The 22,548-nt window shown below is 61.8% G+C and carries 24 protein-coding genes and 1 pseudogene; 9 read left to right on the top strand and 16 right to left on the bottom strand.

Annotated elements, in window-relative coordinates:
• Nucleotides 1-21: 21 nt before the first annotated feature.
• The 3 genes from IB264_RS07440 to IB264_RS07430 all read left to right on the top strand — a co-directional run bounded on the left by IB264_RS07440 (nucleotide 22) and on the right by IB264_RS07430 (nucleotide 3,227).
• Complete coding sequence (locus IB264_RS07440; protein ID WP_057224377.1) at nucleotides 22-1,050, top strand: hydroxyacid dehydrogenase; 1,029 nt, start codon at nucleotides 22-24, stop codon at nucleotides 1,048-1,050.
• Nucleotides 1,051-1,169: 119 nt separating this feature from the next.
• On the top strand, nucleotides 1,170-1,847 hold the full coding sequence (locus tag IB264_RS07435; RefSeq protein WP_057224375.1) for an RraA family protein: 678 nt from the start codon (nucleotides 1,170-1,172) through the stop codon (nucleotides 1,845-1,847).
• Between the two features lie 528 nt (nucleotides 1,848-2,375).
• Nucleotides 2,376-3,227: an alpha/beta fold hydrolase gene (locus tag IB264_RS07430; protein WP_057224373.1), complete on the top strand. Its 852-nt coding sequence runs from the start codon at nucleotides 2,376-2,378 to the stop codon at nucleotides 3,225-3,227.
• A gap of 226 nt (nucleotides 3,228-3,453) precedes the next feature.
• Here the strand turns inward: IB264_RS07430 and IB264_RS07425 are convergent, their stop codons facing one another.
• Entirely contained in the window at nucleotides 3,454-3,663 is a 210-nt protein-coding gene (locus IB264_RS07425; protein ID WP_025429512.1) for a hypothetical protein, read from the bottom strand.
• A 226-nt stretch (nucleotides 3,664-3,889) separates the two neighbouring features.
• Here IB264_RS07425 and IB264_RS07420 point away from each other — a divergent pair, with 226 nt between their 5' ends.
• The gene (locus tag IB264_RS07420) at nucleotides 3,890-4,270 is read left to right on the top strand and encodes a YciI family protein (protein WP_057224371.1); all 381 of its coding nucleotides are present in this window, start codon (nucleotides 3,890-3,892) and stop codon (nucleotides 4,268-4,270) included.
• Nucleotides 4,271-4,559: 289 nt separating this feature from the next.
• On the opposite strand, the gene IB264_RS07415 is transcribed toward IB264_RS07420, so the two are convergent.
• A complete protein-coding gene (locus tag IB264_RS07415; RefSeq protein ID WP_063991832.1) occupies nucleotides 4,560-5,123 on the bottom strand; it encodes a GNAT family N-acetyltransferase in 564 nt (187 codons plus the stop codon).
• A gap of 9 nt (nucleotides 5,124-5,132) precedes the next feature.
• Nucleotides 5,133-5,771: an FMN-binding negative transcriptional regulator gene (locus tag IB264_RS07410; RefSeq protein WP_057213140.1), complete on the bottom strand. Its 639-nt coding sequence runs from the start codon at nucleotides 5,769-5,771 to the stop codon at nucleotides 5,133-5,135.
• Between the two features lie 74 nt (nucleotides 5,772-5,845).
• Between IB264_RS07410 and IB264_RS07405 the strand changes: the two genes are divergently transcribed.
• A complete protein-coding gene (locus IB264_RS07405) occupies nucleotides 5,846-7,324 on the top strand; it encodes a PLP-dependent aminotransferase family protein (protein ID WP_084814965.1) in 1,479 nt (492 codons plus the stop codon).
• 13 nt (nucleotides 7,325-7,337) lie between these two features.
• Here the strand turns inward: IB264_RS07405 and IB264_RS07400 are convergent, their stop codons facing one another.
• The 4 genes from IB264_RS07400 to minC form a co-directional block, all read right to left on the bottom strand.
• Nucleotides 7,338-8,438 (bottom strand): NAD(P)/FAD-dependent oxidoreductase, encoded by a 1,101-nt coding sequence (locus IB264_RS07400; RefSeq protein WP_057224368.1) that lies wholly within the window; start codon nucleotides 8,436-8,438, stop codon nucleotides 7,338-7,340.
• 159 nt (nucleotides 8,439-8,597) lie between these two features.
• Entirely contained in the window at nucleotides 8,598-8,861 is a 264-nt protein-coding gene (gene minE / locus IB264_RS07395; protein ID WP_025429518.1) for a cell division topological specificity factor MinE, read from the bottom strand.
• Nucleotides 8,858-9,673: a septum site-determining protein MinD gene (minD, locus tag IB264_RS07390; RefSeq protein WP_025429519.1), complete on the bottom strand. Its 816-nt coding sequence runs from the start codon at nucleotides 9,671-9,673 to the stop codon at nucleotides 8,858-8,860. The genes minE and minD overlap by 4 nt, the downstream gene beginning before the upstream one ends.
• A 31-nt stretch (nucleotides 9,674-9,704) precedes the next feature.
• Complete coding sequence (minC, locus tag IB264_RS07385; protein ID WP_057207625.1) at nucleotides 9,705-10,448, bottom strand: septum site-determining protein MinC; 744 nt, start codon at nucleotides 10,446-10,448, stop codon at nucleotides 9,705-9,707.
• 237 nt (nucleotides 10,449-10,685) lie between these two features.
• Between minC and IB264_RS07380 the strand changes: the two genes are divergently transcribed.
• Nucleotides 10,686-10,973 carry a barstar family protein gene (locus tag IB264_RS07380; protein ID WP_057213134.1) on the top strand — a complete coding sequence of 96 codons (288 nt, stop codon included), beginning with the start codon at nucleotides 10,686-10,688 and terminating at the stop codon, nucleotides 10,971-10,973.
• 47 nt (nucleotides 10,974-11,020) lie between these two features.
• Here the strand turns inward: IB264_RS07380 and IB264_RS07375 are convergent, their stop codons facing one another.
• The 6 genes from IB264_RS07375 to cyoA form a co-directional block, all read right to left on the bottom strand.
• Nucleotides 11,021-12,331: an MFS transporter gene (locus IB264_RS07375; RefSeq protein WP_057224366.1), complete on the bottom strand. Its 1,311-nt coding sequence runs from the start codon at nucleotides 12,329-12,331 to the stop codon at nucleotides 11,021-11,023.
• A gap of 129 nt (nucleotides 12,332-12,460) precedes the next feature.
• A complete protein-coding gene (locus tag IB264_RS07370; protein WP_082571798.1) occupies nucleotides 12,461-13,210 on the bottom strand; it encodes an SURF1 family protein in 750 nt (249 codons plus the stop codon).
• Between the two features lie 15 nt (nucleotides 13,211-13,225).
• Nucleotides 13,226-13,633 carry a cytochrome o ubiquinol oxidase subunit IV gene (cyoD, locus tag IB264_RS07365; protein ID WP_025429524.1) on the bottom strand — a complete coding sequence of 136 codons (408 nt, stop codon included), beginning with the start codon at nucleotides 13,631-13,633 and terminating at the stop codon, nucleotides 13,226-13,228.
• Nucleotides 13,630-14,253 carry a cytochrome o ubiquinol oxidase subunit III gene (gene cyoC / locus IB264_RS07360; RefSeq protein WP_025429525.1) on the bottom strand — a complete coding sequence of 208 codons (624 nt, stop codon included), beginning with the start codon at nucleotides 14,251-14,253 and terminating at the stop codon, nucleotides 13,630-13,632. Before cyoC ends, cyoD begins: the two co-directional genes overlap by 4 nt.
• A gap of 1 nt (nucleotide 14,254) precedes the next feature.
• Nucleotides 14,255-16,258, bottom strand: coding sequence for a cytochrome o ubiquinol oxidase subunit I (cyoB, locus tag IB264_RS07355; protein WP_025429526.1), 2,004 nt, complete (start codon nucleotides 16,256-16,258; stop codon nucleotides 14,255-14,257).
• Between the two features lie 32 nt (nucleotides 16,259-16,290).
• The gene (gene cyoA / locus IB264_RS07350; RefSeq protein ID WP_057207629.1) at nucleotides 16,291-17,481 is read right to left on the bottom strand and encodes a ubiquinol oxidase subunit II; all 1,191 of its coding nucleotides are present in this window, start codon (nucleotides 17,479-17,481) and stop codon (nucleotides 16,291-16,293) included.
• Between the two features lie 264 nt (nucleotides 17,482-17,745).
• Here cyoA and IB264_RS07345 point away from each other — a divergent pair, with 264 nt between their 5' ends.
• Together IB264_RS07345 and IB264_RS07340 are read left to right on the top strand one after the other, a co-directional pair.
• Nucleotides 17,746-19,068 (top strand): MFS transporter, encoded by a 1,323-nt coding sequence (locus IB264_RS07345; protein ID WP_057207630.1) that lies wholly within the window; start codon nucleotides 17,746-17,748, stop codon nucleotides 19,066-19,068.
• A gap of 128 nt (nucleotides 19,069-19,196) precedes the next feature.
• Nucleotides 19,197-19,481 (top strand): annotated as a pseudogene (locus IB264_RS07340) (hypothetical protein); the annotation flags it as partial.
• A gap of 96 nt (nucleotides 19,482-19,577) precedes the next feature.
• On the opposite strand, the gene IB264_RS07335 reads toward IB264_RS07340, so the two are convergent.
• Nucleotides 19,578-19,847, bottom strand: coding sequence for a hypothetical protein (locus tag IB264_RS07335; RefSeq protein ID WP_057207631.1), 270 nt, complete (start codon nucleotides 19,845-19,847; stop codon nucleotides 19,578-19,580).
• A 121-nt stretch (nucleotides 19,848-19,968) separates the two neighbouring features.
• Entirely contained in the window at nucleotides 19,969-21,174 is a 1,206-nt protein-coding gene (locus IB264_RS07330) for an MFS transporter (RefSeq protein WP_025429530.1), read from the bottom strand.
• A gap of 133 nt (nucleotides 21,175-21,307) precedes the next feature.
• Between IB264_RS07330 and IB264_RS07325 the strand changes: the two genes are divergently transcribed.
• The gene (locus IB264_RS07325) at nucleotides 21,308-21,883 is read left to right on the top strand and encodes a TetR/AcrR family transcriptional regulator (RefSeq protein WP_025429531.1); all 576 of its coding nucleotides are present in this window, start codon (nucleotides 21,308-21,310) and stop codon (nucleotides 21,881-21,883) included.
• On the opposite strand, the gene IB264_RS07320 is transcribed toward IB264_RS07325, so the two are convergent.
• On the bottom strand, nucleotides 21,884-22,477 hold the full coding sequence (locus IB264_RS07320; RefSeq protein WP_246811722.1) for a DUF2809 domain-containing protein: 594 nt from the start codon (nucleotides 22,475-22,477) through the stop codon (nucleotides 21,884-21,886).
• Nucleotides 22,478-22,548: the final 71 nt, after the last annotated feature.

The following is a 22,548-nucleotide window of genomic DNA, read 5'->3' as shown; positions in this document are numbered from 1 at the left end:
GCATCTATCCTGGAGAACAGAGTGTCCGACTTTCCAGCTGCCGAGAACCATACAAACCGCAAATGGCGCGTCCTTGTAACCCACAACAGGATTGCCGAGAGCGCCGTCGCGCTGCTCAACGCCCATGACTGCGATGTCTTCTTTTCTCCACCCTATGACGCCTCGGATGTCGTCGCCGCACGCGCCGCCGATCTCGGCGTCGACGCGATCATGGTGCGGCAGGGCCAGATCAACGAGGCTGTCATTGCCGCGTCGCCGAAGCTGAAGGTCATCGTCAAACATGGCGTCGGCGTCGACAATGTCGATATCCAGGCCGCCGCCGATCGCGGCATACCCGTGTTGCGCTCGATGGGCTCGAACGCGCGCGCAGTCGCCGAACACACGATCGCGCTTTCGCTGGCGCTGATCAAGGAGATCGCACCGCTGACCGCGGCGGTCAGAGGCGGCCAATGGCCGAAACCGACCTTCATGGGGCGCGACATCGCCGGCACCCTCATGGGCCTCATCGGCTATGGCTCGATCGGCCGCGAGACAGCGGCCATGGCGCACGCACTCGGCATGGACGTCATCGTCTACGATCCGCATGCCGCAGCGGCACTCGCTCAGGGGAACATAACCGCCATCGACGACGTCGACGAGCTTGTCGCCCGCGCCGACATCGTCAGCCTGCATTGCCCTTTGACGGCGGAGACTCGCCACCTGATCGATGCCCGTCGCCTGGCGCTGATGAAGCCGACGTCCTTCATCGTCAACACCGCCCGCGGCGGCATCATCGACGAGGCGGCGCTCGCCGTCGCCCTGCGCGACAGGCGTATAGCGGGTGCCGCGCTCGACAGCTTCGCAGCCGAACCGCCGGCTGCCGACAACCCGCTCTGGGCCTCGCCGCTGGTGCTGGCGACGCCCCACATCGGTGGCGTCACCCACGGCTCATCGAAAGCGATGGCCGAAATTGCCGCGCGCCACATCATCAGCGTCCTCAACGGCCAAGCGCCAGATGCCTTCAGCCTTGCGGCTCCGCAGAGCCTCGGCCTGCGCAAGGCGACCGCCTGAAGCTTTCCCGGGAAACGCGAGGCGGATTTCCGCCGGGAAATGCATGAAAACAACGAGATAGAGCGTTTCTACGACCCACCTAAACCGGAAACGCTCGAGAGTTCCAGAAGGAAGACCACATGCCCATCGGTTTCAGAGTAAAGAACAGCATGAAGCGTATCGACGCTTCCTATGTCGAGGCCTTCCGCGTCCTGCCCGTCGCCAACGTGTCCGACAGCATGTCGCGGCTTGTCGCCGGCGGTGATCGGCTACGCCCGATGCATAGCGGCGGCGTGCTCGCCGGCCCGGCGCTGACGGTCAAGACCTGCCCGGGCGACAACCTGATGCTGCACAAGGCAATCGACATGGCGGCACCGGGCGACATCGTCGTCGTCGATGCCGGCGGCGACACGACCAATGCGCTGATGGGCGAACTGATGCTGGCGCATGCGGTCAAGCGCGGCGTTGCCGGCTTCGTCCTCAACGGCGCAATCCGCGACGCCGAAGCCATCCGCGCCCAGCCGCTGCCGCTCTATGCGCTTGGCGTCACCCATCGCGGCCCTTATCGTACGGGACCGGGCGAGATCGGCTTCCAGATTTCCATCGCCGGAATGGTCATCAATCCGGGCGACCTGATGCTCGGCGACATCGATGGTATCGTCTGCGTGCCGAAGGCGGATGCCGAAGCGGTCCTCAAGGCAACCCGGGCCAAACAGGATGCCGAGGCCAAGCAGATGGCGGCGACGCTTTCTGGAACGATGGACAGGTCCTGGGTGGACCGGGAACTCGAGCGGCTGGGCTGCGCCCTGGTCGACTAGCCTGCTCGATCAAAAGGCGCGGACCAAACACGACCGGGTTCCCCACCCGGTCGTTTTACGACGATAACTGCCCGACCGTTTCAACAACGCAGTGATCGACGTGGCCGCCAGCCGGTTGTCGGCCAAGCGCCCCGTTACGCGGCGTCTGCGACGCCCGTGCCTTCCGCCATCAGAGCCTCGTGGACCCGCCGGTCTAGACGCGACCTAACAAAAGCTGCGCGACTTACAGCGCTCTGGCACGAACGCCCCTATTTTGGCCAGTTCCTCTCTCGAGCGAGAAGGTCGGGAGCCGTAGTGTCTGCCCATGCCGACGTTAGATGTCGCGAGGGAGCCGACGATGAAAAGCACGCTGTTTCCTTAAATCCCATTCGATTTAAGGATGAAAGCATGCAGCAATTCAAAGTGCTACAGCGACCTTTGCGCGTCTAATATGCCGCGCGGCGCTGTAGATACCTACATCGCCGACGCCAGTTTCTGCTCGTGGCAGCAGCCCTGGCCGCCACTGGTGCAACAGCGAGGAGCAGGGCCATGGCCGAGGAAACGTCCAAGAATGTCGTAGGCGGCAACGGCGTCACCATCGCCACGGGGACCTTTGGCGATCCCTTAGCGCCGCCGGTGCTTTTGATCATGGGTGCGATGACCTCGATGATGTGGTGGCCCGACGAATTCTGCCGCAAGCTGGCGGCAAGCGGGCGCTATGTCATCCGCTACGACAACCGCGATACGGGGCTTTCCACCAAATATGCCCCCGGCAATCCTCCCTATTCGATGGAGGACATGGCCGGTGATGCAGTTGCCGTGCTCGACGCCTATGGCATTGCATCGGCTCACCTCGTCGGCATGTCGCTCGGCGGCATGATCGCTCAGATCCTGGCGTTGTCCGCTCCGGAACGGGTGTCGTCGCTGACGCTTGTCAGCACTACGCCAATGGGACTCGAGCTTGAGCTTCCACCGATAAACGCTGACTATATGGAACACGTCGCTGCGGCCGAAAGCGTTGACTGGTCGGATCGGACACAAGTGATCGATTTCATGACGAAGGACGCCCGCATGGTCGCGAGCACAGCCCACCCCCATGACGCGAACCGGATCCGTGCCTTCATCGAGCGGGATCATGATCGCTCGGGCGGCCTACTCTCCGCCACGAACCACTTCATGCTTCAGGGCGGCGACACTGTCAAAGGCAAGCTCAAATCGCTCGAAGCGCCGCTGCTGGTAATCCATGGCACCACCGACCCGATCTTCTCGGTCGAGCATGGGATGGCCATTGCCGAAGTTGTGGCCGGCTCCGAATATCTTCCGATCGCCGGCGGCGGGCATGAACTTCACAGGGCCGATTGGGGTATCATCATCCCGGCCATTGTCAGACACACGGACTAAAGCCAGGAAAAGTGCGAGGCGGTTTTCCTGGAAATGTGCAAAAACAAAGAGATAGAGCGTTTCTGCTACCTCGTCGAAACCAGATGCGCTCTCGGTGAAGGCAGTATCCCGCCTGCACAATATGGGTCGAAAGTACGCAGCGCCGACAACGTGCTGCGTGCTCTCGCCGTTTGGCGATGAGACAGCGAGGCGCCTGCGCCAACATCAAGGTCCGCGCTGATGAACGTCAGCGACAACGGGTTCGGTTGCGGGCAATATCTCGCCTGATTTCCTTGAGCGTGTGTCGCAACTCGGCAAGAGTGCCATCATCGCTGAGAGCGGTGCTGGTGCACTCGAGAAAATCGAGCTTGAGCTCCAGCTCGTCGTGTCGTTCGATCAATCCGGCCAGTATTCGAGACGTGCGCATGTCATACCCATCAAACGTCGGCGCCGTCATGGGCGGGCGCGGACGTCAAGATTGCTTCGCGGTCTCCGATACCCCTCCTGTGCGACAGTTTGTTGAAGCGTGAGCGCTTTCGCCTCGAACCGTTCCTTCAATTGAAACGTGCATGCCCATAGTCTGCGCGCCGATCCGGCCATATATTCCCGGCGGCGCTCACCCAAATACGTCCCGATGGTTACTGGCTGAGCGAAAACCGAAAACGCGCAAGGGAGATGTTTTGATGTATTACGCCATCCTCGCCTATCACGAAGAGGGAGTGGTCGAATCCTGGACCGAGGAGGAGGACGCGGCCCTGATGACCGACCTGCTCCAGGTCAATGACCGCCTCGTGCGGGAAAAATCCTTGGGCCCGGCGGCACGGCTTGGCCCCACCCAGCATGCAGTGACGCTGCGAGGCAAAGGCGAGGGCATTGTCATCGACGGCCCCTTTGCCGAAACCAAGGAACAATTGCTCGGTCTCTACGTCGTGGATTTTCCAACGCTTGAGGCAGCCGTGGCGGCAGCCCGTGATCTGCGCCGCGCCAACCCGACGGCCACCTATGAGATCCGGCCGATTTCGCTTTATCTCCCCGGCACGTCATTGGATTTCAAGGAAGAATAATAGTAAGCAATGCCTTACAATTAAAAATCGGGCTCGCCGATAGGGAGAGCCCGTTCTTCTTGCGTCTGCCGTTGCGACTTGTTCGAGGCTATGAAGCGCCAGCTGCGCACGATCAAACAGCGATGCGACGGTTGCCACAGCAGATGGTCACCTCGCCGATCGCTTCCAGACGAAACGCCCTTCCGGCCAGCGTCAGAAAAACCTTCTACGAGTGGAAATCCTCGGGGTTTGCGCTTGTTTGCACTGACTTTCGACGCCGGGAAAAGCCTGACCGCGGCAACGAAGCGGATCAAGCGACCTCAGCCCTGCCGGCGACGACACGGTTCCAATCGTCCTGCCGCAGCCGGAAGCACATCCACGGCGACGGCGTGCCCGAGAGGTCCAATATCGCGTCATAGACATGCGCCGCACCGAGCTTGGCAGTCGCCTTTCGCGAACGAATGTTTGTCGGCGCGATATGGAACCAGACTTCCGGATAGGTACCGAAGGCATGGCCGAGCATCAGCCGCTTCAGGTCGAAGTTGGTGCCGCCGCCCCAATAGGCGTTGTTGAGGAAAGTAAAACCGATCGAAATGCTGTCCGGCATGTCAGGAGCGACGTAGTAGCGGGAGCATCCGATGATCTTGTCGTTTTGCCGATCGATCGCCACGAGCGTCGTTTCGCTTGCAAGCAACAACGCGAAGTAGGGCTCGAAGTTCTCCCGCTTGTAGCGATCCGTTGCTGGATGCCCTGCCCAGACGTCGGGATGGCTTGCTGCGGAGTAAAGGCCCTCGAGGTCTTCCGGCCGCAGCGGCCTGAGGAAGATGGCCTCGCCGCTCAATGCCGGTTGTGGATCGAAATCAGACTTGAACATGCTCTTGTCTCATGATGATGATGATGGAACGGGGATCATGTCCGCAATTGCGCGGTCGAAATCGCGATGACTTTCCGAAAGGCCGTTCCTGACGCCCATCCTGTCCGGCTCTGGACGGTTCTGGCTCAGCTTGCGTTTGCCTGTCAGATGCGTGATCGGCATTCGAATACCGACGATGCCGCGCAATTGCGCTGCGATATAAGCCGCAGGCGCATCGCTGACGGCCCACGGCTTTGCGGCCGCCGCCTCGTGGAGATCAGTGAGCCGCTTGACGACATCGAGCAGCCGGGCCGGATCATCGAAGAACTCGACCGGGCCCTTTGCTTGAACAGCAGTGTAGTTCCATGTCGGAACCACCTTTCCATGCTCGGCCTTCGCTGCATACCAGGCCGGGGTGATGTAGGCGTCGGGACCCATGAAGACAGCGAGGCCATCGCCAATCATGGGCGTTTGCCACTGCGGATTGGGGCGGGCGAGGTGGGCATAAAGCGTACCCATTTCTCCCTCCTCAGCGTCGAGCAACATCGGCAGCGGTGTCGCCAAGGGACCTTGCGCCGTCGCGGTGATAAAATTGGCGATGCGGCATGCCCGCATCATCGCGTGTATTTCGCTGGTGTCGTCGACCACAAAAGCTGGCGGCGTGTACATGGAACTCTCCTTGAACTTCGCGCAGCATCGGCGTTAACTGGCACAAAATAAACGTCCAGTTTCGGAGCTTTTCATTGGGCCAGTTGAGCGGTGGGAGATCACAACGCACGGGCGCTGCCCGCCGCATTTACCTTGAGCTGCAAGAGCAGATTGGTGCTGGCGTCTATGCGCCCGGTGACAGGCTGCCATCGAGCCGTGCGCTCGCCGAGGAACTGGGCGTGTCGCGCACGACGGTCACGGCCGCTTTCGACCAGCTCGTCTCCGAGGGCTACGTGATCAGCCACCAGGGCTCGGCGTCGATCGTCTCGGATATGGCCGGGCCAGGAACGCGACACAGCCGACAGGCTGAGCATCGCCTGGAATGGCCGATGTCGGACTATGCTGCCCGGCTGATGGAGCTTCCGATCCACTATGCTGAGAGGCGGCCGGCACTGGAGTTCGATTTTCGCTATGGCGATATTGCCGCCGCCGACTTTCCGACGCTGCTGTGGCGGCGGGCGATGAATGCGGCGCTGCTGCGCCGCCGTGATAGCCTTTCCTACGAGCATCCGGCCGGCTCCGCCGCCCTGAAACAACAACTTCAGGGCTATCTCTGGCGTGTGCGCGGCATCCGCTGCGACGCCGATCAGATCGTCGTCGTTTCCGGCTCGCAACAGGCGCTGGATCTCTGCGCCCGCGTTCTCGTCGATCGCGGCGACCGCGTCATTGTTGAGGAACCGTGTTATGCCATGGCGCGCAACGTCATGGTCGCCGCCGGCGCTGAAATCGTTGCCGCTCCCTGCGACCGTGCCGGCCTTGTCGTGGAGCACCTGCCGTCCCGTGGAAAATCAGCGCTCGCCTACGTGACGCCGAGCCACCAGTTTCCGCTCGGTGGCGTCCTGCCGCAGAGCCGGCGGGACGCGTTGCTCCAATGGGCCTATGCGGTCGGAGCCTATATCATCGAGGACGACTACGACGGCGAGTACCGCTATGACGTGAAGCCGATACCGCCGCTGTTTCAAGCGGATCGTGACCGGGTCATTTATGTCGGCACAGTCTCGAAGACGCTCTCGCCGGCCCTCAGGCTGGGCTATCTCGTGGTTCCCCGGCCGTTGATCGAGGTCTTCACGCGATGCAAGCAGATCGCCGACCGGCATAGCCCGAGCCTTGAGCAGGAGGCGCTCGCAATCCTACTGGAAGCAGGCTCATACGAACGGCATGTCCGTAGGATGCGCCGGTCCAATGCCGAGCGTCGCGCCGCCCTGATCTCGGCACTGACATCATGCTTTGGCGAACAGTTAGAGATCGTCGGCACATCGGCCGGGCTGCATGTCGTCGTCTGGTTCCGTGAGATCAGCGCACAGCATGAGACGCGGCTGATCGAAACCGCGGGGGCTGCCGGGATTGGCATCTACCCCGTGTCGCCGCTCTATCTCGAACGCAAACCGGACCGGGCCGGCATGGTGCTCGGCTATGCCTCGCTGACACCGGACGAATTGCGCCGGGGAACGGAAAAGCTGGCATCCGTCGTTTACGGATTAGGCGAGCTGTCCTGCGGCCCAAACGACGGTTGAGTTGCCCACAGGCCTAGATTTCTGCCACCAGCTTCGCCAGCGCTAGGGATGCGGTGAGGCCGGGCGACTCGATGCCGAACAGATTGATCAGTCCGGGCACGGCGTGCACGCTTGGTCCTTGCACGACGAAGTCCTGGCTTGCCACCTCCGGCGGCACGATCTTTGGCCGGATACCGGAATAGGCCGACACGAGCGCGCCGTCCTTCAGGCCAGGAAAATAGCGGCGAACACCGGCGTAGAATGATGCGGCCTTCGCCGGATCGACGTCATAGCTCAATGTATCGACCCACTCGATATCGGGGCCGAAACGGGCCTGGCCGGCCATATCGATGGTTAGATGGATGCCGAGTCCACCCTTGACCGGCACGGGATAGATTAACCGTGAGAACGGCGCCCTGCCGACATGGGAGAAATAGTCGCCCTTGGCATAGTACTCTTTCGGCACGAGCCCGAGAGGCATGCCCTCAAGCTGGCGCGCCAGCATCGGTGCGCCGAGGCCGGCGGCGTTGACGAACAGCCGGCAGGCAAGGCTCATGGGTTCGGCGCCGCCGACGTCGATGACGATACCGCCATCGGTCACCTTGCCTCGCTCGACGGGGCTGTTGAGCGCCAAGACCGCGCCGGCATTCTCGGCATCGCCAAGCAGCGACATCATGTACGCGTGGCTGTCGATGATGCCGGTTACCGGCGACAGCAGCGCGCCGGTGGTGGCAAGCGCCGGTTCGAGGACGCGCGCATCCGCGGCCGAGATTTGCCGGAGATCCGGCACGCCATTTTGCGCCGCGCGCACCGCGATATCGGGGAGCTGCTCAAGCTCCAAGGCCGAGGTGGCCACGATCAGCTTTCCGCATTGCCGATGGGGGATGCCGCGTTCGCGGCAATAGGCATAGAGCAGGGCCCGGCCTTCGACGCACAAGCGCGCCATCAGGCTGCCCGCCGGATAGTAGATCCCGGCGTGGATCACTTCGCTGTTGCGCGACGACGTTACGCTGCCGATACGATCGGCCGCTTCGACGATGATCACCTCACGGCCGGCTTGAGCAAGCGCGCGAGCGACGGCCAACCCGATGACGCCGGCTCCCGCGACAATGCATTCCACTTGCTCATGGGACATAGCGGACCTCAACAGCGTCGCGCGTCAAATGGGACGCCAAGGGCGCTGCAAGACGATGCAGTAGCACAGCATGACGGGATACGTCAGGCAGCACAGGAACGGATGATCTGAACCATCGATATCCCCTGCTGCCTGACGTCATATGCTGCGGACCCGCTTTCAGGCTGCCCGTGCACCGGCGGCGAGCGGGATCTCGATGTCGACTTCCAGCGTCGTCACGTGTTCGCCGCGGTCCATCTTGACTGTGACCTTGTCGTCGTCGATCTGAACGTGCTTGGAGATGACCGCAAGAATCTCTTCCCGCAGCAGCGCAACGAGATCCGATTGGCCGACGGAGGCGCGCTCATGTGCCAGCAGGACCTGCAGGCGCTCACGCGCCGTCGGGGCCGAGCTCTGCTTTTTGAAGAAACTGAAAATGCTCATGCTGCCCTCCGTCCGAAGATCTTGCCAAACAGACCGCGTTTTTCACCCGGGATGGTCATCGGCACGGTTTCGCCTGCAAGCCGGCGAGCGGCGTCGAGATAGGCAAGCGCCGGCGCAGACTTGCTGTCGGCGAGCGTCACCGGGGCGCCGATGTTGGATGCCCTGAGCACGTCCATGCTCTCGGGAACGATGCCGAGCAGCGGAATCGACAGGATCTCCAGGACATCGTCGACCTTCAGCATGTCGCCACGTTCGGCGCGCAGCGCATCGTAGCGGGTCAGGAGCAGGTGCTTCTCGACCCGTTCTCCCCGCTCGGCCTTCTCTGTCTTGGCGTCGAGCAGGCCGATGATCCGGTCGGAGTCGCGAACCGAGGAAACTTCCGGATTGGTCACGATCACGGCCATGTCGGCATGGCGCATGGCAAGCGTTGCACCGCGCTCGATCCCGGCAGGGCTGTCGCAGATGATCCAGTCGAAATGCTTCTTCAGGTCGTTAATGACACGTTCCACGCCTTCCGGCGTCAGGCTGTCCTTGTCACGGGTCTGCGATGCCGGCAGCAGGAAGAGCGTCTCCAGGCGCTTGTCGCGGATCAGCGCCTGCGGCAGCTTGGCGTCACCCTGAATGACGTTGACCATGTCATAGACGACACGGCGCTCGGCACCCATGACGAGGTCGAGATTGCGCAGGCCGACATCGAAATCCACGACGACGGTCTTCTCGTTGCGCTGCGCGAGCGCTGCGCCGAGAGCAGCGGTCGACGTCGTCTTGCCGACGCCGCCTTTGCCCGATGTAACAACAACTACTTTCGCCATCTTCCGCTCCTGTTTCCTGGCCGGCACCGGCTCAGTTAAGTCTCTCTGCCATGATCGAGTCGTCTTCGAGCCAAAGCTGCACCGATTGTCCACGAAGCTCGGACGCCATGTCGTCGGCGGTCTTGTAGACACCGTCGATGGCCAGCAGTTCTGCCTCCAGCCGGCGGCAGAAGATCCGTGCCGAGGTGTTACCTACGGAACCCGCCAGCGCCCGCCCCCGGAGCGCTCCGTAAATATGGATCGAACCGCCGGCGATGATTTCGGCGCCGGATGCGACCGACCCGATCACGGTGACATCGCCTTCCGGAAAGATCACCGATTGTCCGGAACGAACCGGCTCCCTGACGATGATCGACGCGCTCGCTCTGGCCGCCGGCGTTTCCTGGCCGATGACGGAGACAGCCTCAGGTGCCTTCGGCTCACCGGCGATCAACTCGCCCGCTGCCGCCTCGAATTCCGGCGCCGGCCGCCCGCCTCTCATTGAGGGTGGCATGCCCGGCTCGAACAGCGAGGGACGTCCGCCCTCGATGCCCAGGACGCGGACGTTCCTGCTGGCGAGTTCTTCGAGCAGGCCCTTCAGCTGCGGCCGGTCGATTTCGAGGTCGACGATATCAAGCACTACCGGTCGGCCGAGAAAAAAACCCGCCGAGCGAGCGGCCAGATCGTCGAGCCGCGTCAGCCACGAATCGAGTGGAAGCTCGGGCGACAGCGCGAGGCTCAGGAACGAGCGGCCCTTGATACGGATCGAACGAGCGTCTGTTAGCACTTTGATCATCTTCGTTAATTTTTCGTTGCCGTGATCTAGGCGACGGATGGTTAACAATTGGTTAACAGGTGCCTGCCGCTTCTCGCAGGCGGGCTTTTCGAACGGCTTGCCTCGACACAACTTCGGCAAGCAGGAGCGTTGTACGCTTCATCGCGAATGATCTGCCATCGGGTGCACCACGGCCGATTGAACCGGGCACGCCGGTGCCCTATTGGTGCCGACGGCGGCTTCTCGAAAGCAGCATGAATGAAGCACTTTGTCATCGATTGTCAGGGGATTGCGACCGATGCGGATCTCTGGCGCCGCTACCTTGCCGTGACGAATCCTGCGGCTGGTCGAGACTTTGGCTGCAACCTCGACGCGTTCTGGGACGCGGTCGAGGGCGGCGGGCCGGGCTATCCCGGGCGATGCAAACTGACGTTCAAAAATGCAGCAACGCTCAGCCACATCAAGACCGGTAGTGGCGTATCCCTGTTGGATGCCTTGCAGAATATCGCGCGGGCCGCGACCGTCGTCGTGATTGAGTTCAAGTAGTCGAAATCATCAAAGGCGAGCACTGGAACAGTGCTGCATCTCACCTCTCACGCGAGACCCTTGTTGCGGGGTTCGGCATCGATCAGCGACACGCTCAGCGCCGCAAGCAGTAGCAGGCCCGAAATGACGCCGAGCGCGGTCGTGAAACTGGTCGCCATGATCGGGGCAACCATCGACGGCGCAAGCAACCCGCCGACACGGGCGATTGCGCCGGCCGTGCCCATGCCGCTTGCGCGCAGGCTCGTCGGATAGATTTCCGGCGTCAACGCATAGATCGCACCCCACGTGCCCAAAAGGGCAAAATTCATCAACAGCGTGGCCGCAACGACAAGCCCTATGCTCTGCCCAAGAGCATAGGCCAGGGAGCCGGCCGCGCTGAGGAGGAGAAAGCCGATCAATGTTGCCTTCCGCCCCCAGCGTTCCACGCCATAGGCAGCCAACGCGTAACCGGGCAACTGGGCCAGTGCCAGAACGACGAGAAAGACTTCGCCGCGTATGAAACCGAAGCCCTCGCCGGCAAGCTTGACCGGCAAGTAAACGAAGATGCCGTAGTAGGATATGGAAATGAGCAGCCACGCCGACATCAGAAAGATCGTCCGGCGGCGAAGCGCAGGCGATAGAAGTGCTGTGATCGATTTGCGCTCGGCAGCTTGAGGGACGATCGGCGGGATGGCGACATCCCGTCCGTTCAAATCAGCGATGCGCTGCAAGACGCTGCGGGCCTCGGTCGAATGTCCCTGCCGGTTCAGGTAAAAGGGCGATTCCGGGACGTAGAAGCGCAGGACGACACCGATCAACGCCGGAATGCCGGTGATGAAAAAGATGATCCGCCAAGCCTCGCTGCCATGACTGCCAGCCACAAGCGCCAGGATCGCCAGTGCAACGGTCCCAATGGCCCAGAACCCCTCCAACAGCACCAGCCAGCGCCCCCGTCGGTTGGCCGGCAGAAATTCAGCCATCATGGCGTAATCGACCGGCAGCGTGCCGCCAACCCCAAGCCCGGTGAGGAAACGGGCCACGAATAGCCAGGTAAGGTCGGGTGCAAAGGCCGACGCGATGCCGAAAATTGCGTCGATGATGATCGCGATGAACAGCACCGGTCGCCTGCCGATGCGATCGGCGAGCCGCCCGAAAACAAAGGCACCGACGAGCATGCCGAGAAAGAAGAACGTGCCCGACTGCAGAGCCTGCGGGATGGTGACGCCGAACGTCGCAGCAATTGACGGCGCGCTGAAACCGATTGCCAGCACCTGCATAGCATCTGCCGCCCAGACAAGGCCGAAGATGACGAAGAGGCGACGCTGGAACAGCCCGACGCCGGCGGCCTCGATGCCCTGTTCGATGCTGACTGACTGCATGGGAGGCCTTTGTGCTTATCGTTAATCGGTGGCGCGGCTGTTCGGGCGAGGATGCATCTGCGGTATCGCACCCGAGAGATGTCCGTCTTTCGTGAAACCTATCCGCGCCGACGCACAATCGCCAAGCCTTCAGCCCGCCCGCGAGCGATAAACAACAAAGATGCCCGCCGCACTCAGCAGTGCCAGCACATACCAAGTTACCGCATAAACGAGATGACTGTTGCGGAAGCTGACCACCGTCAGCCCGCCGACAGGGAGACCACCCGGATGGGGCGTGGCGTCGGCATCGATGAAGTAAGGCGCGATATTCGCCAGGTCCTGGGCCTTGGCGATCGCAACGACGTCACGCGAATACCAGCGATCGGCTGTCGGGTCGTTGGAACGCAGGAAGCCGCCACCCGGTTCCGGCATTCGCAAGAGGCCGATAACCTCTACAACACCGGAAGTCCGGCTCTGGGAGCGGGCGGCAGCATCGCGCCGATCGAGCGGAACAAAGCCACGGTTGATCAGGATGGTCGACCGGTCGTCCTGGACGATCGGCGTCATCACCCAGAAGCCGGCGCCACGCTCGGTGACCGCCTGGACCAGCACTTCCTTCTCGTGCTCGAAGACGCCGGTCGTGGTCACGCGACGGTATTCGTCCTTTTCCGCACTGATACCGGGCCATTCGGCCGGGGGCGGAGCCGGAACAGGTTCGGCGTGAACCCGGGCATCGACGCGGGCAATCAGCTCGAGCTTCCAGAAGAGCCTCTGCACCTGCCAGGAGCCGAGGGCGAAGAAAGCCACCATCAGCACCGACAGGGCGACAGTGAGAATGGTGCGAGCGCGGACAAGCTCTGCCCCCACTTCGATCTTCGCCGCTCCCCCGTTCATCGCCATGCCGTCAACGGGCCGTCATGGCATGTTCTTCATCATTTCGTGCGTCATCGGCATCATGTTGACGTTCAGATGGTGCATGACCCACAGCGAGCCGGCGAGCGCGATGCCGACGATAATGAGCGTGAAGATCAGCGCCATCATCGTCCAGCCGCCTTCCGAACGCGGGTTCATGTGCAGGAAAAAGATCATGTGCACGACGATCTGGATGGCCCCGAGGCCCATGACGAAGACGGCCGTCGTCAGCTTGCTATCGAACACTCCGCCTATGACCAACCAGAAGGGAATGGCGGTCAGGACGACGGAAAGCGCGAAGCCGATCATGTAGCTTCTGAACGAGCCGTGGCCGGCTTGGTGGCCGTGGCTGTGGCCGTGATGGGCCTGGCCGGCATCTTCATGGGTGAGGCTGTTTGGCTGTGAGCTCATCCGATGGCTCCGATCAGATAGACGAAGGAGAAGACGCCAATCCAGATGACGTCGAGGAAGTGCCAGAACATCGACAGGCACATCAGGCGGCGACGGTTCTCGGGGATCAGGCCATGCATCTTGACCTGCACCATCATCGTCACGATCCAGATGATGCCGAAGGTGACGTGCAGGCCGTGGGTGCCGACGAGCGTGAAGAACGACGACAGGAACGCGCTGCGTGTCGGGCCTGCCCCCTCAAGGATCAGGTGATAGAACTCGTAGAGTTCCAGCCCGAGGAACGCCAGGCCGAACACGGCGGTCACGCCAAGCCAGAAGATCGTCTCCATCTTGGCGTTGCGCTCCATCTGGAGCATGGCAAAACCATAGGTGATCGAGGAGAACAGCAGCATTGCCGTGTTGATGGCAACAAGCGGCAGATCGAACAGATCGGCCGGCGACGGACCGGCCGCATAGTTCCGCCCGAGCACGCCATGGGTGGCGAAGAGGACGGCGAAGATGAGGCAGTCGCTCATCAGGTAGATCCAGAAGCCCAGCATGGTGCTGCCTTCCGGATGGTGCTCTTCCTCCAGATAGAACTGCGGCGCTTCGGTTGCTTCGACTTGGGTCTTGTTCGCCATCTCAGGTGCGCTCCGCCAGAAGTTCGGACCGGGCGTCCTCGGTTGCAGTGACGGTCTCGGCAGGGATGTAGAAATCCCGCTTGTAGTTGAACGTGTGGCCGATCGACACGACGAGCATGGTAACGAACGCAACGATCGCCAGCCACCAGATGTACCAGATCAGCGCGAAGGCGAGCACGACGCTGAGACCCGCGAGGATGACGCCGGTTCCGGTGTTCCGTGGCATATGGATCGGCTTGAAGCCGCCGAGCGGACGCTCGTAGCCACGGTTCTTCATGTCGTACCAGCTGTCGTGATCGTGCACGACGGGCGTGAAGGCGAAGTTGTAATCCGGCGGCGGCGAGGAGGTCGACCACTCGATCGTCCGGGCGTTCCACGGATCGCCCGTCGTGTCGCGCAGCTGGTCGCGCCTGAGATAGCTGACGACGAGCTGGACGACGAAGGAGGCGATGCCGAGCGCGATCAGCACGGCGCCGAAGGCGGCGATGACGAACCAGATCTGCAGCGACGGGTCCTCGAACTGCGACACGCGGCGGGTAACGCCCATCAGGCCGAGCACGTAGAGCGGCATGAAGGCGAAGAAGAAGCCGATCTGCCAGAACCAGAAGCTCATTTTGCCCCAGAACGGATCGAGCTTGTAGCCGAAGGCTTTCGGCCACCAGTAGACGAGACCCGCCATCAGGCCGAACACGACGCCGCCGATGATGACGTTGTGGAAGTGGGCGATCAGGAACAGCGAGTTGTGCAGCACGAAGTCGGCCGGCGGGATCGCCAGCATGACGCCGGTCATGCCGCCGATGACGAAGGTGACCATGAAGCCGACGGTCCACAGCATCGGCACCTCGTAGCGGATGCGGCCGCGATACATGGTGAAGAGCCAGTTGAACATCTTCGCCCCCGTCGGGATCGAGATGATCATCGTGGTGATGCCGAAGAAGGCGTTGACCGATGCCCCGGACCCCATGGTGAAGAAGTGGTGCAGCCAGACAAGATAGGACAGGATCATGATCACGCAGGTCGCATAGACCATGGAGGCGTAACCGAAGAGCCGCTTGCCACAGAAGGTGGCAACGACTTCCGAGAAGATGCCGAAGGCCGGCAGAATGAGAATGTAGACCTCCGGATGGCCCCAGATCCAGATGAGGTTCACATACATCATCGGGTTGCCACCAAGGTCATTGGTGAAGAAGTTGGTGCCGGCGTAGCGGTCGAGCGACAACAGCGCCAGCGTCGCCGTCAGGATCGGGAAGGTGGCGACGATCAGGATATTGGTGCAGAGCGACGTCCAGGTGAAGACCGGCATCTTCATCAGCGTCATGCCCGGTGCGCGCAATTTGACGATGGTCGCAATCAGGTTGATGCCGGACAAGGTCGTTCCGACACCCGCGACCTGCAGGCCCCAGATGTAATAGTCGACGCCGACGCCGGGACTATAATCGGCGCCCGACAGCGGCGGATAGGCAAGCCATCCGGTGCGCGCGAATTCGCCGACGAACAGCGACATCATGATGATCACGGCACCGGCCGTCGTCATCCAGAACGAGAAATTGTTGAGGAACGGAAAGGAGACGTCGCGCGCACCGATCTGCAGCGGCACGACATAGTTCATCAGGCCGGTGACGAAGGGCATGGCCATGAAGAAGATCATGATCACGCCATGTGCGGTGAAGATCTGGTCGTAGTGGTGCGGATTGAGATAGCCCTCGTTGCCGTTGAAGGCGATCGCCTGCTGCAGGCGCATCATGATCGCGTCGGCAAAGCCGCGCAGCAGCATGATGAGCGCTAGGATCACATACATGATGCCGATCTTCTTGTGATCGACACTGGTAAACCACTCGGTCCAGAGGTAGCCCCAGAGCCTGTATTTCGTGATCAGCGCCAGGACGGCGATGCCGCCGATCGCCACGGCGATGAACGTCGCGACCAGGATCGGCTCGTGATAGGGGATCGCTTCCCAGGTGAGCCGCCCGAAGATGAATTGTGTGAGGTTGGTGTTACCGAACATAGGGCTATCCAAATTCTCTTGAAATGCGGGCGTCAGGGCTTCGTGGTGCCGGCGTTGTTCAACTGTGCGGGCGCCGGACCGGCTTGGTTCCCGGCAGGCGCCGCTTGATCCCCGTGCATGTTGTGCATGTCGTGGTTCATCGTCTGCGGCTCTTTGTCGATGCCTTCGGCCGGCTCTTCGCTCTTCGAAGGATTGCCCGTCGCCGGGAAGGTGGCGCCCGGTGCTGCTTCGCCCGCATGGCCCGTTTCCCCGGCATGGCGGTTGTCGTGCTCGAGCTTGGCGCGGTTTTCGTGGCTTTCCACGCCGGCGCCACCCATCATGTCGATGTGCATCATCTGGTTCATGCACATCTGGCCTGTGCGCACGCACATGTTCAGCACCGCGTCGTAAAGCCCGTCCTCGACGCCGGCAAAGTAGCGGACCGGTTCCTTCGTGCTCGGCTTTTCGAGTTTCAGGTAGGCGTCGCGATTGAGCATGGTGCCGTTCTGCTTGACCCTTGCGACCCACTGATCGAAGCCCGCCTGGTCCAACCCATGGAACTTGAAGCGCATGTGCGAGAAGCCGTCGCCGCTATAGTTGGACGACAGGCCTTCATACTCGCCCGGCTTGTTGATAACGGCGTGCAGCTTGGTCTGCATGCCCGGCATTGCATAGATCATGCCGGCAAGGGCGGGGACGTAGAAGGAGTTCATCACCGAGGATGCGGTGATCTTGAAATTGATTGGCACGTCCACCGGTGCTGCCATCTCGTTGACGGTGGCGATGCCGTAGTCCGGATAGAAGAACAGCCATTTCCAATCGAGCGCCACGACCTCGACGGTCAGAGGCTTCGTCTCGGCGGGGACAGGCCGATTGGCGTCAAGCCGGTCGAGCGGCCTGTAGGGGTCGAGCTTGTGGGTGCTGATCCAGGTGACGGCCCCGAGCGCAATGATGATCGCCAGCGGCGCAGACCAGATGACGACTTCCAGCCCGGTGGAGTGATGCCATTCCGGATCGTATTTGGCAGCCGTGTTGGACTGGCGGTAGCGCCAGGCGAAGAACAGCGTCAGGAAAAGCACCGGCACGATGATGATCAGCATGAGGATCGTCGAAACGACGATCAGATCTCTCTGCTGTGCCGCGATATCGCCGGAGGGCGACATCACGACCAGGTCGCACCCGGCAAGGGCCAGGGTCGATAGAAGAACGGCCGATCGTCCGGCGAGCTTCAATGGAGTGGGCATTTCGGGCTCCATTTGCGTTTTGTCTAGTCGGCACTAATCGCGTATCGGGCTCGGCGGAATGAGGTCGTTCGTCGCACTGCAACATTCTGTCGCATCGCAGCAGAATGGACAGCGACGTCCGCAAATGCCCAATCTAGTGCATCCTCGCCGGCTGACCATTGGGAAGATGCCGACGAGTTCACGTTTTTTTTCGCCGCTTCCTTGATCTCGGGCGTTGATTGATCAACATTTCGACGAGGCGGCACAAATCGCCGGGAGGAATTCATGAGCTCGGTCGTCAATCCTACGTCTTCAGGCCTTGAGCGGGACGCCCGTCGCATCCATGACGACAAGCCACTGTCACCAGGCAGCATCGCCATTGGCGTGGTCATCGGCCGGATGTCGGAGTTCTTCGACTTCTTCGTCTACGGCCTCGGCTCGATCCTGGTCTTCCCGAAGCTCATCTTCCCGTTCGCTCCCAGTCCGGTCGCTGCCACGCTGATGTCGTTTGCGATCTTTCCGCTGGCCTTTATCGCGCGTCCGGTCGGCTCACTCGTCTTCATGTGGATCGACCGCAACTACGGACGCGGCACCAAGCTGACCATCGCCCTTGTCATCCTCGGGGGCTCAACGGCCTCGATTGCCTTTCTGCCCGGCTACGAGACCATCGGCTACTGGGCGGTGGCGCTGCTGGCGCTTTTCCGACTTGGACAGGGTTTTGCGCTCGGCGGCGCATGGGACGGGCTTGCATCCCTGCTCAACCTCAACGCACCGCCGGACCACCGCGGCTGGTATGCGATGATCCCCCAGCTCGGCGCGCCCATCGGCTTTGCCCTCGCCAGCATCATCTTCTGCTATTTCGTCGCCAATCTTTCCGAGGAGGATTTCCTTTCCTGGGGCTGGCGCTACCCGTTCTTCGTCGCTTTTGCGATCAACGTCGTGGCGCTGTTTGCCCGGCTGCGCATCGTCGCCAGCAAGGAATTCGGCGCGGCGATGGAGGCACAGGAGCTGCAAGCCCGGCCAGTGTTCGAAATGCTGAGCAAACACGCGCTGGACGTGGTGCTCGGCGCCTTCGTGCCTTTGGCAAGCTTTGCGATGTTCCATCTGGTGACGATCTTCCCGCTGAGCTGGGTCATCCTGAACGGCGGACAGTCGGCTGCCCGGTTCCTGCTGGTCCAGGTCGCAGGCGCAGCCGTCGGCGTGATCGGCATTATCGTGTCGGGCCTGATCGCCGACCGCGTCGGCCGCCGCAACGAGCTGATGATCGGCGCGACACTGATCGCTATCTTCAGTTTCTCCGCACCCTTCCTTCTTGACGCCGGCGGGGCCGGGCAGGACGCCTATATCCTAATCGGCTTTGGCGTCCTCGGCCTCACCTTTGGCCAGGCCTCCGGCGCTGTTTCCTCGCGCTTCACCCAGTACTACCGCTACACCGGAGCGGCACTCACCTCCGACCTGGCTTGGCTCGTCGGCGCGGCGTTCGCACCGCTGGTGGCGCTTGGACTTGCGACCAGCTTCGGCATCGTCTTCATCGGCGGCTATCTGATCTCCGGTGCAATCTGCACGCTGGTAGCGCTCAGCCTCACCCGGGCGCTCGACCAGAACTGATCCGCCCTTGCGGCGGTTCGGCTCCGCATCTGACGCTACCGTCCAGCCTGCCTTTGCGTTCTTTTGAATGAACGGGGAATAATCCCTGACGCCGACCGTTCTTCCGCCCATCCGAACGGAGAACGGGCATGTTGCACTTTTGGAAGAAAGAACCGCCACGCATCCAATTCCTCTGCCAGCCGGAAGACCTGGGGGTCATCGCCCCGCCCGTGGCCGCCAAAACCAGTCTGCCGGAATGGTATCGCAGGCTGCCCGCAGCTGACCCGCAGCACCTTTCCGCCAGAGACAACGGCCTGACCATCAAGCGCTGCATGCCATTCCTGGACGCGATGACATCAGGCTGGATCCTGCCATTGGCCGCCACGGTGCGTCTCGAAATCCGCGACGACGGGCGAAACGTCGAGGCTGGCTGGTATCGAAAGATGGCACGGGCCACGCGCTGACCTGCTGCCAACGTCAAAAAGCGGGGACCGGTCCACCGGTCCCCGCTCAATTTTTTTGATCATCTGTCAGCGCGTATGCCACAGCTTGCCGGAGCGATACGTGCGGTCTGAGCCGTTCGAACTGGAATTGGACGAGCTGTTCGATGATGAATTCGAGCTGGAGTTGCTCGACGAGTTGGAGGAGCTGTTGCCAATGATCGTGCCGTCGTTGTGGCCGCCCGCCTGCCTGCCGACGGATTGCACCGGCGCGGTGCTCTGCTTTGCCTGCGCCTCAGTGCCGGCAAGGGCGGTTACGCCGGCGATGAGGGCGGCGCCCAATTTCCAGTGGTTCTTCATGCCCGTAACTCCTTCTTGAAAAGCGAACCGGTATCTCCGGTCCGAAGGAATAACGGGCGTCACGAAGCTCTATTCCATCGTGAAACACTTTCCTCGCTCGAACTAAGGCGTCGACGATCAATCACGAAACCGCCGACACCCCTGCCCGGCGCTCGCGGCTTGCCATCAGCCCTCCAACCGCGGTGACGATGATGACGGCGGCGTAGATGTCGGTGGTCGTTTGATAGCCCAGTGTCTTTGCAAGAAACCCTGCAGCCATCGCCGGCAGACTGAAGGCGAGATAGCTCTGGATGTAGAAGGCAGAAAGCAGCCCGGCGCGCTCATCCGCCTTGGCGAGCGGCATGATCGAGCCCATGATGCCGAGGAAGCTGGTGCCGAAACCGACTCCGGTTAGCAAGGTGCCAAGGGTCATGACCGGCACATTTGCGAGGTGCGTGCCGGCAACCACGATCAGCATACCGGCGGTCGTGGCCGAGACGCCGAAGGCCACGTTTGCCCGGGGACTGCGCGAGCGGCGCAGGAAGACGCTGACGGCACCGGCTGCCATCAACGTGGCGACAACGGCTCCACCGGTCAGCGGTGCCCGGCTGCCGGTGACGGACGCGACGAGCGAGGGCATCAGCGAGAGATAGAAGCCCCCAAGCGCCCAGTTGGCGATGTTGATCGGCGTCACCAGTGCCAGCGGTCGCTTGATCTGAGGCGGAATGGCGATCGTCGGCTTCAGCGAAGACAGCGCGCCGCTGCGTCTGCCGCCGGTCTCCGGCGTCAGCCATATCGCGAGCGCCAGCACTGCAAAGCCGATCAGGAGCAGGCCATAAACGAGGTGAAGCGGAAACGGCCCGTATTGAATGAGCGCGCTGGTGCCCAATGCGCCAACGGCCATGCCGATCAGCGGCGCGAGCGAATTGACGAGCTGGCCCCTGCCGCGATCGACGTCGACCAGCGACGCACCGATAGAGGCGCCCGCAATGCCGGTCGCAAACCCCTGGACGATACGCGCCGCGATCAGCCAGGGCGGTCCGTCGGCAACGACGAAGAGCGCCATCCCCACGATTTCGAGAAGCAGCGCAACGAAAATCACCGGCTTCCTGCCGAGATGGTCGGATATCGAACCGGCGATCAGCAGGGCGGACAGAAGCGCGAAGGCGTAGACCGCGAAGATGCCGGTCATCATCACGGGCGAGGCGGCAAAGCTCTCCTGGTAGATGCGGTAAAGCGGCGTTGGTGCCGCCGACGCGCCGAAGAACGTGGCAAGCGTGACCGCGTGGAAGGCGATGGGGTTGGCGGCCGGACCGCCACTCTCACTGGATTTGGCAGAGGAGAACATCTATATAGCCCTTAACGCTAAATCGTTGCGTTTAGGTGATGTAGGGACGAACGCCGATAAAAGCAAATAATTTGCGTTTATGGTGCAGTGAAAGTTTCTGATCCATGCGCAGCACGCGGAAGGAAGGGTTGGAATGGCAGGCAGGGAAGGTCCCCGTCCAGGCGGGCGAAGCGCCAGGGTACAGGCGTCGGTGCACGGGGCCGTTCAGGCTCTGATGACACGAATGGAGCGCGCAGAGATCACCATTCCGATGATCGCCGTCGAAGCGGGCGTCACGCCCTCGACCATCTATCGCCGTTGGGGCGACATCCAGGAACTCCTGGCAGATGTCGCTGTCGAACGGCTGAAACCCGACATGCAGCCGGTCGATACCGGAAATGGTGGCAAGGATCTTCTGGCCTGGGCCGAACAATACGCCGAGGAAATGTCCTCGAAACCCGGGCGTGAGATGATACGTGACGTGCTGGCAGCGCAGGACGGCAGCGGCGCCTATCAGTGCTGCAACTTCACCAAGCAGCAGATTGAGGTGATCGCAGCACGCGCTGCGGACCGTGGCGAAGCATTTCCTGAGGTCGACGCCGTCATGGACCGCGTCGTCTCACCGATCATGTACCGCATCCTTTTCGGCGAGGCGCCGGATACGGCACATGTCGCGCGTCTGGTCTCGGGCGCAATGGGACTGGTTTCGAAAGCGCCCGCTTCCGTCTGATCAAAGCGCGTATGCACCGACGTGACGGCGGTGCCGGAAGCGGCCGAGCATTGCGATGGCCAACACGAGGACCGCACCCAGCGCATAGGCGAGCACATCCCACCAGTCCGGCGTGGCTCCAAGCACGATCCTCAAGACGGGATTGGAAATGCGGATATCGAAACTGGCCGCCAGATACTGCGCAAGCTCGATCGCCACGCCTAGCAGGAAGGCGATACCGGCGAGCAGCTGGGGTCGAGCTTTCACCGCCGATGCCAGCGTGCAGTACACCCACATCACGGCAAGGACATCGCCGGAAAAACTGCGGACCCAACCCCATCCGGCCCCACGCGTTGCCAGCACGACGAGGACGACGAACAGAAGGATGGAAAATAAGAAGGCGGTACGGTTGAAGCGGAGTTCCATGGCAAGCGATGTAACCACACGCGACCCGTCTGTCGAGCAATGCGGATCGGCAAATGGCGCGTAGTCGTCGGCCGCCGTCAGAAGAGCAGAGGCCGGCAGCACAACGCTACTGAGTTCGGAAATCTCGCAGCCGTTTACGCCAGCTGCGTTGTCCTTCACAAAATCCATCAGCCATCCCGCAGGCCTCATCTGACGCTTCCGTTCGATTTGGGGCTATAGGCCGCATTCGACCCTGCTGCACGCGTCGAGAGCAGGCGGAC

This window comes from Ensifer sp. ENS11 (assembly GCF_014851895.1).
GTDB lineage: Bacteria > Pseudomonadota > Alphaproteobacteria > Rhizobiales > Rhizobiaceae > Ensifer > Ensifer canadensis.
Note: the sequence above shows the minus strand (reverse complement) of the source record. Positions and strands in the feature narration are given on the sequence as shown.

Excerpts from the sequence above, each read along its gene's own strand:
- IB264_RS07435 (WP_057224375.1), top strand. The coding sequence starts at position 1,170 with ATGCCCATCGGTTTCAGAGTAAAGAACAGCATGAAGCGTATCGACGCT.
- IB264_RS07430 (WP_057224373.1), top strand. The coding sequence starts at position 2,376 with ATGGCCGAGGAAACGTCCAAGAATGTCGTAGGCGGCAACGGCGTCACC.
- IB264_RS07425 (WP_025429512.1), bottom strand. The coding sequence starts at position 3,663 with ATGACGGCGCCGACGTTTGATGGGTATGACATGCGCACGTCTCGAATA.
- IB264_RS07420 (WP_057224371.1), top strand. The coding sequence starts at position 3,890 with ATGTATTACGCCATCCTCGCCTATCACGAAGAGGGAGTGGTCGAATCC.
- IB264_RS07415 (WP_063991832.1), bottom strand. The coding sequence starts at position 5,123 with ATGTTCAAGTCTGATTTCGATCCACAACCGGCATTGAGCGGCGAGGCC.
- IB264_RS07410 (WP_057213140.1), bottom strand. The coding sequence starts at position 5,771 with ATGTACACGCCGCCAGCTTTTGTGGTCGACGACACCAGCGAAATACAC.
- IB264_RS07400 (WP_057224368.1), bottom strand. The coding sequence starts at position 8,438 with ATGTCCCATGAGCAAGTGGAATGCATTGTCGCGGGAGCCGGCGTCATC.
- minE (WP_025429518.1), bottom strand. The coding sequence starts at position 8,861 with ATGAGCATTTTCAGTTTCTTCAAAAAGCAGAGCTCGGCCCCGACGGCG.
- minD (WP_025429519.1), bottom strand. The coding sequence starts at position 9,673 with ATGGCGAAAGTAGTTGTTGTTACATCGGGCAAAGGCGGCGTCGGCAAG.
- minC (WP_057207625.1), bottom strand. The coding sequence starts at position 10,448 with ATGATCAAAGTGCTAACAGACGCTCGTTCGATCCGTATCAAGGGCCGC.
- IB264_RS07380 (WP_057213134.1), top strand. The coding sequence starts at position 10,686 with ATGAAGCACTTTGTCATCGATTGTCAGGGGATTGCGACCGATGCGGAT.
- IB264_RS07375 (WP_057224366.1), bottom strand. The coding sequence starts at position 12,331 with ATGCAGTCAGTCAGCATCGAACAGGGCATCGAGGCCGCCGGCGTCGGG.
- IB264_RS07370 (WP_082571798.1), bottom strand. The coding sequence starts at position 13,210 with ATGGCGATGAACGGGGGAGCGGCGAAGATCGAAGTGGGGGCAGAGCTT.
- cyoD (WP_025429524.1), bottom strand. The coding sequence starts at position 13,633 with ATGAGCTCACAGCCAAACAGCCTCACCCATGAAGATGCCGGCCAGGCC.
- cyoC (WP_025429525.1), bottom strand. The coding sequence starts at position 14,253 with ATGGCGAACAAGACCCAAGTCGAAGCAACCGAAGCGCCGCAGTTCTAT.
- cyoB (WP_025429526.1), bottom strand. The coding sequence starts at position 16,258 with ATGTTCGGTAACACCAACCTCACACAATTCATCTTCGGGCGGCTCACC.
- cyoA (WP_057207629.1), bottom strand. The coding sequence starts at position 17,481 with ATGCCCACTCCATTGAAGCTCGCCGGACGATCGGCCGTTCTTCTATCG.
- IB264_RS07345 (WP_057207630.1), top strand. The coding sequence starts at position 17,746 with ATGAGCTCGGTCGTCAATCCTACGTCTTCAGGCCTTGAGCGGGACGCC.
- IB264_RS07335 (WP_057207631.1), bottom strand. The coding sequence starts at position 19,847 with ATGAAGAACCACTGGAAATTGGGCGCCGCCCTCATCGCCGGCGTAACC.
- IB264_RS07330 (WP_025429530.1), bottom strand. The coding sequence starts at position 21,174 with ATGTTCTCCTCTGCCAAATCCAGTGAGAGTGGCGGTCCGGCCGCCAAC.
- IB264_RS07325 (WP_025429531.1), top strand. The coding sequence starts at position 21,308 with ATGGCAGGCAGGGAAGGTCCCCGTCCAGGCGGGCGAAGCGCCAGGGTA.
- IB264_RS07320 (WP_246811722.1), bottom strand. The coding sequence starts at position 22,477 with ATGAGGCCTGCGGGATGGCTGATGGATTTTGTGAAGGACAACGCAGCT.